Origin of the sequence: Polaribacter aquimarinus (assembly GCF_003129485.1) — a bacterium.
In the GTDB taxonomy this organism is placed as follows: Bacteria; Bacteroidota; Bacteroidia; order Flavobacteriales; family Flavobacteriaceae; genus Polaribacter; species Polaribacter aquimarinus.
This window is the reverse complement of record NZ_QFFG01000001.1, coordinates 580,861-594,330: the sequence shown is the minus strand read 5'-3', so window position 1 is coordinate 594,330 and position 13,470 is coordinate 580,861. Positions and strand designations below refer to the sequence as shown.

Sequence of the window (13,470 nt, the reverse complement as noted above, 5' to 3'; positions counted from 1 at the left end):
ATGAAAACAACCAAACAATTTTTTATGCTACTTAGTGCAATTTTATTGACACTAAATACTTTTTCGCAAAACAACCAAAAAAGTAAAACACGATTCATAAATACTGATAAAGAACCGAAGATTAAGAGTAGAAAATTCAAATCACTTTTTGATGGAAAAACATTAAAAGGTTGGTCAACTAAACAGGGTACTATGAAATTTGAAGTGGTAAATGGAGAAATTGTAGGAACCTGTAGTAAAGGACCAAGCACTTTTTTATGTACAGATAAAGAATATGTAGATTTCATTTTTACTTGTGAAGTTAAATGGGAGGTCGATGGAAATACCGGTGTTCAAATTCGATCAAGAATTAGAAAGGATGATAACGTTGATAAGGTAATTGGACCGCAGGCTGAAATGGAAGATTTAGGCAAAAAAGGACGTGGCTGGTCAGGTGGTATTTATGGACAAAATTGTGGTGGTTGGTTTTATCCTTTAAAAGCTCCAGAACATGCTCCTTTAAAAAATGCTATCGATCGTAATGATTGGAATAGATTGACTATAAAAGTGGAAGGGAATGTTTTTAAAACCTGGATAAACGGTTTACCCGCGGCTCATTGGATCGATATAAAAAATGAATTTCCAAATGGATTTATCGGATTGCAAGTTCATGGAGGTAAAAAAGGTATTATCCATTGGAAAAACTTAAAAATTAGAGAGCTGTAATTATTGATAGAAGCACTGTCAATGAACTTAAAAACAGAAAGTGTAATTTTAAAAGAAGTAATTAACACCTTATAGATACAATTAAAAGACAACTAGTGATGAAAAAAATAACAGCCCTTTTACTATTTAGTTTGGTGTTTATGACAACGAAAGCACAAAATACGAACAATAATAAAATGAATATTGTGTTTATTTTAGCAGACGATTTGGGATGGGCAGATGTAACACTTTACGGAAAAACAAAGTTATACGAAACACCAAATTTAGAACGTTTGGCAGCGCGTGGGGTGACTTTTAATCGTGCATATGCAGCAAGTCCATTATGTTCACCAACAAGAGCAAGTATTTTAACAGGACAAACACCTGCACGAACAGGAATTACCTCTCCTGCGGCTCATCAACCTAAAGTACAATTAAAAGCGTCAGTTCCTAAAAAGGCAGCTCCTGGCTTTAAATCTGTTGCATGTAAACCTGCCACTAGGTTAGATACAATATTGCCAACACTTGGAAAATTATTGAAAGCAGATGGGTATAATACAGCACATTTTGGAAAGTGGCACTTAGGTAGAGAACCTTATACACCCATACAACATGGTTTTAATGTAGATATTCCACATTGGCCAGGTCCAGGACCAGCTGGTAGTTTTGTGGCTCCTTGGAAATATCCAAAGTTTAAAGCAAAATATAAAAATGAACACATAGAAGATAGAATGGCAGACGAAGCTGTAAACTGGTTACGCTCACAAGATTTAAGTAAACCATTCTTTATGAATTACTGGCAATTCTCGGTTCACGCACCTTTTGATGCCAAAGAAAGTTTGATAAAATATTATCAATCTAAAATAGATTTTACAGATTTACAACATTCACCAACCTACGCTGCTATGGTACATTCTTTAGACCAAGCAGTTGGACGGTTATTAGACGAAATAGATAGATTAGGAATTAGTGATAACACAGCTATTGTTTTCTTTAGTGATAATGGAGGAAACATGTATAATGGAATTCGTGAAACTTCGCAGACTGGAATAGAATTTATCACTGAACCTACAAGTAATCGTCCTTTACGAGGAGGAAAAGCAACCATTTATGAAGGAGGAACAAGAGTGCCTTGTGTAATTGTATGGCCTAAGTTGACAAAGCCAGGTTCTAGGTCGAATGTTATGATTCAATCCACAGACTTTTATCCAACCATATTAAATCAGTTAGGAATTAAAATCCCTAAAAAACATAAGATTGATGGTGTAGATATTACAAAAGCGTTAAAAGGCGATACGCAGGATAGAGGACCAATCATTACCTATTTTCCGCATAATCCAAAAATACCAAATTGGTTGCCACCATCTGTTTCTGTTCACGATGGAGACTGGAAACTAATACGTGTATTTCATAATGGAAAAGATTTTAAACATCAATATTTTTTATATAATTTAAAACAAGATATCGGAGAAGTACATAATCTAGCATCGAAGTATCCGAAAAAAGTAAAAAAACTAGATGTTTTAATCGAAGAACACCTAAAGGATGCTAATGCTGTTCTCCCAATTATAAATCCTGCATTTGATCCACAAAAATATCATCCAGAAGATATAGGAATTCAAAAAGGAGGACTGCGTGTTGCGAAAAGAGTTGAACATAATAAAAAATAAAAATGCGTTTACTGTTTTGTTTTGTATGGATTTTAGTTTTTGGGTTTGGTTTGTTAAAATCTTATGCCCAATCTAGTCGTGATACGATTTATCCCATATTTCAATTTCCGCAGAACAAAATACCAAGAATAGATGGAGATTTTTCTGATTGGAATTTAGTCCCAAGCACCTATGCCATCGGTCTGGATCAAATGAAAGAATCTATCAATGGTATTGGGTTTAATCTTGATGCAAAAGATTTGGATATTACAGTTAAGGTGGGATGGGTAAAAGACTTGAATAGATTATATTTCTATCTTGAGGTATTTGATGATTTCTGGGAATTTGAGCAATTGGATATTAGGCAAGATATTTTTGAATTGGTGGTAGATGCTGATGTCTCTGGAGGTAACTTTATAAAAAAGTGGAACGCCAACAAAAGAAATATTCCAATTGAAGAACTACATTTTAGAGGACATGGAGCACACGCGCAGAACTACCATGTTTTCATTCCTGCTGTAAATAAAGATTGGGCTATGGTTTGGGGAAATACGCCGTGGATTAAAAATTTCCCTTATGCCAATTCAGCTTATAAGCACAATTTAGAGCAAGGTAAATCAGGTAAACTTCAACTGGAATTTTGGATAACGCCATTCGACTATGCCGCTATTGAAGGCATTAATCGTTCTGCAGTTTCTAACTTAAAAGAAAATGAAATTATTGCAATGTCTTGGAGCGTTCTTGATTATGATGATGACAATAAGGAAAGAAAGGATTTTATAAACCTAGCACATAATATTAAAATGATTCATGATGGCGACTATATGAATGCATTCAGATTAATGCCATTGATAAAACCCTTGCAACCAAAATTACAAGCTAATTGGTCTTTTGTTGAGGTAGATAGAGACAGGCGTATTTTCGCATTTAAAGATGAATCGTTGGGCATCATTGAAAAATGGACATGGGATTTTGGAGACGGAACTACCTCTAAAGAACAGAGTCCAGTTCATCAATACAAAACTGCAGACCATTGGACTGTTGTCCTCACTGTAGAAAATAAAGATGGAAAATCAATACATTCAAAAGTTTGGGATGTGGTTACTAAATAAGTTGAACTAATTTTTACTATGATTAAATTAAACATATATGTTATTCTACTGTCGCTTTTCGCGCTTTCTGATCATTCCTATGCACAAAAAGATTCAGCCCGAATCAATTCTGCTATTCCAACTTTTATGGAATTGAGTAATGACTCATTGCGTCTAAAATTAGATTTAACAAGAGGTGGTGCTATTGCTTATATTTCTAAATCTGATGTGGATAGAAATATTGTAAACGTTCATGATGAAGGTAGATATATTCAGCAATCTTATTATGGCGGTAACATTATCAACAGACAAAGCGAAGGTCAGAAAAAAGCATGGTCGCCTTGGTCTTGGAATCCCATTCAAGTGGGTGATTGCTATAAAAATCGAGCAGAAATTCTAGAATACAAACAAGAAGGAAATACATTGTATGTAAAATGTATTCCTATGTTGTGGGATATGAAAAATAAACCTGCAGAAGCAATCATGGAGCAGTGGACAACATTAGAAGGTAATGTAATTAAAGTTCAAAATAAATTATCCTGTCATAGAACAGATACTATTTATGGAGAAGGAAAATCTCATAATCAAGAATTACCAGCAGTTTACCCAATATCAGCCTTAAATAATTTGTATTCTTATTTTGGAGATAAACCTTTTACAGGAGAACCAATCAATAAACCAAAAGTAGTAAACTTAACAAGTGGTTTCTGGGGAAAATATAAAAATGATATGGTTACCGAAAGTTGGATGGCTTTTGTAAATGATGATTTATGGGGAATGGGAGTGTTTTCTCCAAAATGTACTAACTTTTTAGCAGGAATGTCTAGAGAACCTGGTTTTGAAGCGCATGATAGACCAACATCCTATATGGCGCCATTAAACAGAGAAACATTGAATAAAAATACAGTGTATGAGTATACTTACTATTTGATAGTAGGTGATTTAAATGATATTAGAAAAAATGTTTATGATTTAAATCAATCAATAAAAAAATAACAATTCAAAAGAGTTAGTAAAACCAATTTCGCATATGTTTTTAAAAAATAATTTAAAGTTTTTGATGTTATCATCAGTATTGTTTTTAGGCTTATTGTCATGCAATAGTTCTAAAAATACCGAAGTAGAAAAATTAAATTACGAAATAATAAAATCAAATTTTGCAAATCCAACAGAAGAAAACAACCTCTGGTGCTATTGGTATTGGATTAATGATGATATTTCTAAATCAGGTATTACCAAAGATTTAGAAGCCATGAAAAAAGCGGGAATTGGAGGAGCATTAATTGGTAATATAAACCCAGCTCGTAAAGACGGAAAAGTACCTATGTTAAGTGAAGAGTGGTGGTCGCACATGGTACATGCTGTCGTAGAAGGAAAAAGAATAGGTGTAGAGATAGGTGTTTTTAATTGTCCAGGTTGGAGTCAGAGTGGTGGACCTTGGGTAGATTCTGAAAAAGCAATGCGGTATTTAACCTTTAGTGAAACGAAAGTTGAAGGCGGTAAGTTAGTGAACGTTAAATTAAAACAGCCAAACGAAAAATTTCAAGACACACATACCTTAGCTTTTAAAACAGCTAAAATTGAGAAAAAAAGCACACAATTTATTCCAACAAAAGTAACTGCCAATTGGAATGATTTAGACGTAAAAGAGTTGATTGATGGAAACACAGAATCAGACACTCGTTTTAAAGTTCAAGGAAAGCAAGCTTTAGAGATAACTTTCAATTTAGATGAATCAATTAAAGCGCGTTCCATTTCAATAGTACCAAGTCAAGATTTTAAGTGTAAGGTAGAATTATCTGCTATTGTAAATGGAAAAGAACGTGTAATCAAAAAATTCACTTTCGACCGTTATAAAAGCACTCCCAATGTAGGGCCAATTTTAAAAGGGGCTTATGCAACAACCTTACCAGATGTTAAAGCACAGCAATTTAAATTAAAATGTAGTCAGTTTAGTTCTCGTAAAAAAACATTCGGTTTTGCTGAAATTACAATTTCTGAAGCACCAGTATTAGATAAATATATCGAAAAACAATTGGGTAAAATGCACCCAACGCCAAAACCAAAATGGGACACTTATGTTTTTAGCAGGCAAGAAGAACTTCAATCTAAAGAATTGGGTTTAGATCCAAATCAGGTTATTGATATAAGTAATAAAATTGATGAAAATGGAAATTTAAATTGGAAGGCACCCAAAGGAAATTGGACTGTTTTACGAATAGGAATGTCGCCTACAGGAACTAAAAATGCACCAGCAGCCCCTCAAGGGGTAGGGTATGAAGTTGATAAAATGAATAGCAAGCTTGTCCAATATCATTTTGATAATTTCGTGGGAGAATTGTTAAAACGTATTCCAGAAGAAAGCAAATCTGCCTTTAAATATGTGATAGCAGATAGTTATGAAATGGGTTCTCAAAATTGGACTGACGATTATGAAGTAAAATTTCAAGAAAAATATGGCTACGACCCTGTAAAATATTTACCTGTACTTTCTGGTAGAATTGTTGGAAGCGTAGAAGAATCAGAGCGTTTTCTTTGGGATTTACGTCGCTCTATTGCTGATGATGTAGCGTATGAATATGTTGGAGCTTTAAAAAAAGCAAGTAACAAACACAATTTAAAAACCTGGTTAGAAAATTATGGACATTGGGGCTTTCCTGGGGAGTTTATGATGTATGGTGGACAATCTGATTTGATATCTGGAGAGTTTTGGAACGAAGGTACATTGGGTAATATAGAATGTAAAGCCTCTTCATCAACATCTCATACATATGGAAAACCTATCACTTCTGCAGAAGCATTTACATCTTCTCGAAAAACATACCTTAGGCACCCAGCCATGTTAAAAAAACGAGGCGATTGGTCGTTAACAGAAGGTGTCAATCATTTTGTCTTGCACTTATACATTCAACAACCAGACGATAATCGTAAGCCAGGAATGAATGCTTGGTTTGGTACAGAATTCAATCGCCATAACACATGGTTTAGTCAAGCTGATACTTATTTTGATTATTTAAGACGTTGCCAACATTTGTTGCAACAAGGTAAATATGTAGCAGATGTGTGTTATTTTATTGGAGAAGATGCACCAATAATGACGGGAGGTCGTGTGCCTGAAATTCCAAAAGGCTATTCGTATGACTATATCAATGCCGAAGTAATTCTAAACAGATTGTCTGTAAAAGATGGACGTTTTGTGTTACCAGATGGTATGTCTTATAAAGTAATGGTGTTACCACCTTTTAAAACCATGCGACCAGAACTGCTAAAAAAGATAGAAGAGTTGGTGCAACAAGGAGGAGTCATTTTGGGACAAAAACCTGAAAAATCGCCAAGTTTACAAAATTATCCAGAAAGCGACGAAATTGTTAAAACCATTGCTAACAAAATGTGGAGTGGTACCTACAATCAAGGTAAAATGGATAAAGCATTCGGTAAAGGTAAAGTGTTAGACGGTTACGAATTATCTGAAGTCTTTGAAAAGCTAAAATTAGCTGAAGATGTGAACGTTTCTGAAGATACACCTGTGTTATGGACACACAGAACTACGCCAGAAATGGATATTTATTTTATCACAAATCAAAGTGATGAAACCATAGAATTATCTCCAGTTTTTAGAGTACATAAAGATTTGAAACCACAACTTTGGGATGCAGTTAGTGGAGAAATCAGAGCATTACCAGAGTTTGAAATCACGAAAACGGGAGTAAAAATACCTTTACAATTAAAAGGAGCTCAGAGTTGGTTTATTGTATTTACTAAAGATAATAAGTTATTAGAAAAACCGGCGAGTACAGAAAATTTCCCTGCATTTGAAACAATAAGCGAATTGAAAAATCCGTTTTCTGTAGATTTCTCAAATAAGGAAATCGGACCTAAAGAACCAATCGTTTTTAATGCTTTAGAAGATTGGTCTACATCAGAAAACGAGCAAATTAAATATTATTCTGGTACAGCAACGTATACAACCACTTTTACAATAGATAAACTCCCTAAAAATAAAGCGTTTTATTTGAATTTAGGAAAGCTTTCTGTGATGGCTAAGGTAAAACTAAATGGAAAAGATTTGGGGGGGCTTTGGATAGCGCCTTATCGTTTAAATATTTCAGAAGCACTAAAAAAAGGAGAAAATCAATTGGAAATAGAAGTGGTTAATTTATGGCGAAACCAATTGATAAAAGACAAACAATGGTCGGAAAATGAAAAATATACTTGGTTAGTTATAGATGATATCAAACCGAAATCAAAATTACAGCCTTCAGGATTATTAGGTCCAGTAAGTATTGAAATGACTAAACATTAATAAATAATACACACAAATATAAAATAACATGTACATAATTTCTAGCAATAGATTGGCAACAGTCATACTGGCAATACTATTTTTGGTTTCGTGTTCTTCAGTTCAAAATACTATTCCACCACAGGAGTTGGTAGTAAGTGAGCAATTTAAAAATCCAATAGGTTTTTACGATGCTACACCTTCTTTTTCTTGGAAACTACCACAAGATAAAAACATCAAAAAGCAAACAGCTTATTCCATTGTAGTGGCCTCTAAACCTGAACTACTACCAAATAATGCTGATTTATGGGAAAGCGGAAAAGTGGAAAGTCAGCAAACTCTATTTGTCAAATACAAAGGAAAAAAACTCTCTTCGCGACAAAAAGTGTATTGGCAGTTAAAGTTTTGGGATCAAGATAAAAAGGCTTCTGCTTGGAGTGAGGTAGCCAACTTTGAGTTAGGACTACTCCATAACTCCGATTGGCAGGCCAAATGGATTAGCTTGCCAAAAGTTGATAAAGCAAAGTCGCCAAAAACGAATAAAACCTCTTATAAAGTACAGTACTTGCGAAATGAGTTTACTCTTGACTCTAAAATTGAATCTGCTAGATTGTACATTACGGCAAAGGGACTTTTTGAAGCTGAACTCAATGGCAAAAAGGTTGGCGACGATGTAATGGCTCCAGGTTGGACCCCTTACAATAAACGCATTGAAACGTTAACTTATGATGTAACAGATCATTTGCAAGATGGTTCTAATGCCATTGGGATTGCTCTGGCAGAGGGCTGGTATGCAGGTCGATTAATGCTTAGAGGCTATCCAAAAGTTTCGCCTAAAGTAATGTGTCAACTTGAAGTAAAATATACCAATGGCGATGTTAAAACCTTTATTACTGATGAAAGTTGGAAAGCTAGCCAAGAGGGAGCAATTGTTTATGCTGGAATTTATGATGGAGAGCAATATGATGCACGAAAAGAACAAAAATCTTGGTCGTTAACATCATTTGATGATGCAAATTGGCAAAAGGTGGTTGCTGAAGATATAGATACACAAATTAGTTTGACACCTAAGCGACACAATACAGTTAAATCTGTAGAAGAGTTAGCACCAATTGCTATTACAGAGATTGATAAAGGTGTGGTAATTTTTGATATGGGACAAAACATGGTGGGTGTACCTCGTATTAAAGTGCCAATGGATAAAGACGGAACTTTAAAAATACGCTTTGCCGAAATGCTTCAGCAAGATGGACGTATGTATACTAAAAATTACCGAGGTGCAGTTTCAACTGACTATTATACCGCTAAAGAAGATGGACAAATTGAATATCAACCAACATTTACGTTTCACGGTTTTAGATATGTAGAGTTAAGTGGTTTTGATGCAAATGCCACAACAGATAAATCGTGGGTAACAGGTGTTGTGCAGCATTCTAATTATGATTTGAATGTTGAGTTTAACTCGTCACACGAAAAACTAAATCAACTACAAAGTAATATTATTTGGGGATTAAGAGGTAATACACTTGATATACCAACCGATTGTCCGCAACGTGATGAAAGAGCAGGCTGGACAGGAGATGCTCAGGTCATTGCGCCCACCTCATTTTTCTTAGGTGATGTGCATTCCTTTTGGATGAGTTGGTTGCAAAGTGTACGAGACGATCAGGATGAAGATGGGGCGGTTCCTGTAATGGTGCCTTCTTTAGGTGGTAGACTTAGAGCTGGAGCTGGTTGGAGCGATGTAATCACTATTGTCCCTTGGGAAACTTATCAACGTACTGGTGATGTAGGTGTTTTGGAGGAAAACTATGCAAGTATGAAAAAATGGGTAGGATTTTATCAGTCAAATGCTAAAGACCATATTGTTAAAATGTTTACACATGGCGATTGGTTGCAACCCTATTCAACACACAAAAGAGATGAGCGATTTGGTGTAACCTCAAATAAGCTAATTATTACTGCTCATTATGCACATTCTGTTAATCTAACTGCTCAAGCAGCAAAAGTGCTAGGATTTAAGTCCGAAGCCAAAGAATATGAGCTTTTATTCCATGCTATTTGCGATGTATTTCAAAATAGTTTTTTCGATACCCAAGGACGCATTATTGAAGGTCCTGAAACTCAAACCGCTTATTTATTAGCCTTAGCATTCGATTTGTTGGATGATGAATTAGTGCAAAAGGCAGTACCTCATTTATTGGAACAAATAAAACTAACCGATAACCATTTGCGTACCGGTTTTTTAGGTACACCTTTATTGCCTCTAGTACTTGATAAAATAGGCGAGACTGACTTGATGTATGAAATTTTGTTTAAAGAAACCTACCCATCTTGGTTCTACTCCATAAATCAAGGGGCAACTACCATGTGGGAACGTTGGAATAGTTACACCCATAAAGATGGTTTTAACAAAGGCGGTATGAATTCTTTCAACCATTATGCCTATGGAGCTATTGGTCGTTGGATGTACGAACGTATTGCAGGTATCAAACCTGTTAAAGTAGGTTACAAAGAAATTGAAATTGCTCCTATACCGGGTGGTCCTTTAACGTCTGCGGCAGCTACTTACAATTCGCCTTATGGCAAAGTAAGTTCAAGTTGGAAACTAGTCGGCAAGCAATTTAATTTAGATATAATAGTACCTCCAAATACAACAGCTCAAGTTTTTGTACCAGGAAATACACAAGAAAGCATTAAGGTAAACGGAGTAGAATTTGAGAGTAATTCGGATATAAAATTACTAAGGAAAACAAATAAAGCTTTTGTTTTTCAGGTAAACCCAGGTACATATTCATTTAAAGCTAAGTATTAAGCGAATATGTATTGCAAAAGAAAGGAGAAAATTAAATGGAAATAGAAGTGGTTAATTTATAGAGGAACCAATTGATAAAGAACAAACAACGACCAGAAAATGAAAAATATAATTGGTTAGTAATTAATGATATGAAACCAAAATCAAAATTAAAGCCTTCGAAATTGTTAGGTCTAGTAAGTATTGAAACTATAAACGATTAGTTAGTTAAACTTTACATTAAAAATGAACAGATTAAATCAATATACAAAAAAGACGATATCTAAAAATCTAATAATTCTTGGATTAATTCTATCTAGTATATATTCGTGTAAAAACACATCCAAAGAAGAAAAAGAAATTGTAAAAAACAAACCTAATTTACTGTTCATTTTTGCAGATCAGTACAGACAAGCCTCATTAGGATTTTTAAAAGAAGACCCTGTACATACTCCCAATTTGGACCAATTGGCAAAAGAAGGTGTGTTTTTTTCTGAAGCAGTAGCCAACAATCCATTATGTAGCCCGTACAGAGCAATGCTTATGACAGGCCGTTACTCGCTATCAACAGGAGTTGTGGAAAATTGTAATTCTCAAAGAACAGCATTAGGGAACTATTTAAAGAAAGATGAAATCTGTTTTTCTGATGTTTTAGTAGATAATGGATACAGTGCAGGTTACGTGGGTAAATGGCATTTAGATGGTCCGGAGCCTACACCTCCAAATGTAAAAAGAGTTTGGGATACGTGGTGTCCACCAGATAGAAGACATGGCTTTTCTTTTTGGTATGCTTACGGAACGCACAATAGGCATAACGTGCCTTATTATTGGACGACCAATGCCAAAGAAGATGAAAAAATATATATCAAAAAATGGTCTGCAGAACATGAAGCAGATGTTATTATTGACTATCTAAATAATAATGAAAAGCAAAGAAAATCTGATGAGCCTTTTGCTTTGTTTTGGTCAATAAATCCACCTCATACACCTTTTAAACAAGTGCCAGAACGCTACAGAAAACATTATGAAGGGATGAGTCACAAAGATGTTTTGAACAGACCAAATGTTCAGTTTAATGACAACTATGATTTAAAAAGAGGAGACCATGGTGTAGAAAAGCGTTTGGATCAGGCTACAGATTATTTTGCCTCTGTAAATGGCGTTGATGACCAGATAGGTCGTGTCATAGCAAAACTAAAAGAAGCAGGGTTATATGAAAACACCATCATCGTTTTTTCTGCCGATCACGGTGAAATGTTGGGAAGTCAAGGATTGATGCATAAAAATGTATGGTTTAAAGAAGCGTTTAAAATTCCTTTAATAGTACATTACCCAAAAACTGTAAAACCAAAAACCGATGATATTTTATTAAGTGTGCCTGATTATATGCCTACTTTATTAGGATTAATGGGAATGGAAGATAAAATACCAAACGTAGTTGATGGTAAAAATTATGCAGATTTATTTTTTGATAAGCCTGTAAATCGTCCAGAAAAGCAATTATACTTTGGAGGGAAAAGCTTTGCCTCTAAAGGAGATGCTCGTGGTTTTAGAACAAAAGATTATACATACGCGGTAGTGAAACACGAAAGTGGGGATAAGTTTCATTACCTCTATAATGATGTTAAAGACCCTTATCAGATGAAAAATATTTGGGGAGAAAATCCAACTTTAGATGCCCAAATGGAAAATGAATTAGCACGGTTACTAACTTCTATGAATGATTCTTGGTAAAATGAAAACAAACAGACGCGATTTTATAAAAAACATGTCGGCACTTGGCATTTTAGGTGTAACATATCCATTATTATCCGCTTGTGGTAGTAAAAATGGAACGGAATATTTAAATGAAAAGATTACAAAAATTGAGTTGTTTCGATATGATATAAACATTCCTCGATATTTTTCTTGGGGAACTTGGCACAACCGTCAGCATTTGTTTATTAAAATATCTGCAGGTGATTTTTATGGATGGACAGAAACGCCAGCTTCAAAAAACAATCCAGATTATAAACCGACTGAATGGGTTGCATATTTAAAGCAATTTAAAGGTTTGACAATTGGAGAGGCTCAAAAATTATTAGCATCAGAGCAAGTTTTAGGTTCAAAACGTTCTTTAAAAATGTTAGAATCGTTAGACATGGGGCTTTTGGACTTATCGGGAAGAATTCAAAATAAATCAGCAGTAGAGTTATTAGGTTTGACTGGACGAAATGCGGTTCCGGGTTTATATTGTATACTAGACAAAGACGAGAAAAAAGTTAGAGAGGAGGCTGAAAAAAGTATTGAACAAAACTTAGGGCATCACATGAAATTTAAAATGTATGGAGATGAAACTGTGGATATGAAGTTGCTCAATACAATTAGAGATGTTTTAGGCGATGAAGCAGTCGTGATTTCAGATGTTAATAAGGGATATAAAAAATGGGAATCATTAGATGGGTTGAAATCTATTTTAAACCGTTTTAAGGAAAATGGTTTGAATGCTATTGAAGATCCAGCGCATTTAAAAACAAAGCAGTGGATAGAGCTACAAAAGATGGTTGGAGATTTAACCCTAATTCCAGATGCCCCCATGCGACCTGCTTGGAAAGGTATAAATACAATGAAAGCAGGAATGGGACGCATTTACAATTTACATCCTTCTACAATGGGAAGTTTTACCCAAACAGCCCAACTAGCAAATAAAGTAAAAGAAATAGGCGCAAAAGTCATGATTGGAGACGATAGTTTGGTTGGGCCAGCTTGTTCTGCTTGGCAACAAATAGCCATTGGTGTGGGAGCGACTTGGGTAGAAGCCATTGAGAAAAAGGAAGATTCTAAAATCTATTTAGAGTGTTTACAAAGTTTAGCTACTAAAAAAGAAGCAAACGGGTATTATAGCTATAATCCTGCACCTGGATTTGGTGTAGAAATAGATGCTGACCGTTTGAAAAAAGTAAGTGAGTTACACATAGAGGTTTAGAAAAT

The 13,470-nt window shown here is 34.8% G+C and carries 8 protein-coding genes; all 8 read left to right on the top strand.

All coding sequences use genetic code 11. From position 1 onward, the window contains the following. The 8 genes from DIS07_RS02470 to DIS07_RS02435 all read left to right on the top strand — a co-directional run bounded on the left by DIS07_RS02470 (position 1) and on the right by DIS07_RS02435 (position 13,465). The gene (locus tag DIS07_RS02470) at positions 1 to 705 is read left to right on the top strand and encodes a 3-keto-disaccharide hydrolase (protein WP_109403629.1); all 705 of its coding nucleotides are present in this window, start codon (positions 1 to 3) and stop codon (positions 703 to 705) included. Between the two features lie 98 nt (positions 706 to 803). Next, positions 804 to 2,354 (top strand): sulfatase, encoded by a 1,551-nt coding sequence (locus DIS07_RS02465; RefSeq protein WP_109403628.1) that lies wholly within the window; start codon positions 804 to 806, stop codon positions 2,352 to 2,354. 2 nt (positions 2,355 to 2,356) lie between these two features. Then, entirely contained in the window at positions 2,357 to 3,445 is a 1,089-nt protein-coding gene (locus DIS07_RS02460; protein ID WP_109403627.1) for a PKD domain-containing protein, read from the top strand. 18 nt (positions 3,446 to 3,463) lie between these two features. Beyond that, positions 3,464 to 4,420, top strand: coding sequence for a hypothetical protein (locus tag DIS07_RS02455; RefSeq protein WP_109403626.1), 957 nt, complete (start codon positions 3,464 to 3,466; stop codon positions 4,418 to 4,420). A gap of 64 nt (positions 4,421 to 4,484) precedes the next feature. Beyond that, the gene (locus tag DIS07_RS02450) at positions 4,485 to 7,727 is read left to right on the top strand and encodes a glycosyl hydrolase (protein ID WP_235869079.1); all 3,243 of its coding nucleotides are present in this window, start codon (positions 4,485 to 4,487) and stop codon (positions 7,725 to 7,727) included. A 28-nt stretch (positions 7,728 to 7,755) separates the two neighbouring features. Beyond that, positions 7,756 to 10,521 carry a glycoside hydrolase family 78 protein gene (locus tag DIS07_RS02445; protein WP_109403624.1) on the top strand — a complete coding sequence of 922 codons (2,766 nt, stop codon included), beginning with the start codon at positions 7,756 to 7,758 and terminating at the stop codon, positions 10,519 to 10,521. Between the two features lie 225 nt (positions 10,522 to 10,746). Then, the gene (locus DIS07_RS02440) at positions 10,747 to 12,234 is read left to right on the top strand and encodes a sulfatase family protein (RefSeq protein ID WP_109403623.1); all 1,488 of its coding nucleotides are present in this window, start codon (positions 10,747 to 10,749) and stop codon (positions 12,232 to 12,234) included. Next, the gene (locus DIS07_RS02435) at positions 12,221 to 13,465 is read left to right on the top strand and encodes a mandelate racemase/muconate lactonizing enzyme family protein (protein WP_109403622.1); all 1,245 of its coding nucleotides are present in this window, start codon (positions 12,221 to 12,223) and stop codon (positions 13,463 to 13,465) included. The genes DIS07_RS02440 and DIS07_RS02435 overlap by 14 nt, the downstream gene beginning before the upstream one ends. The last annotated feature ends 5 nt before the right edge of the window (positions 13,466 to 13,470 follow it).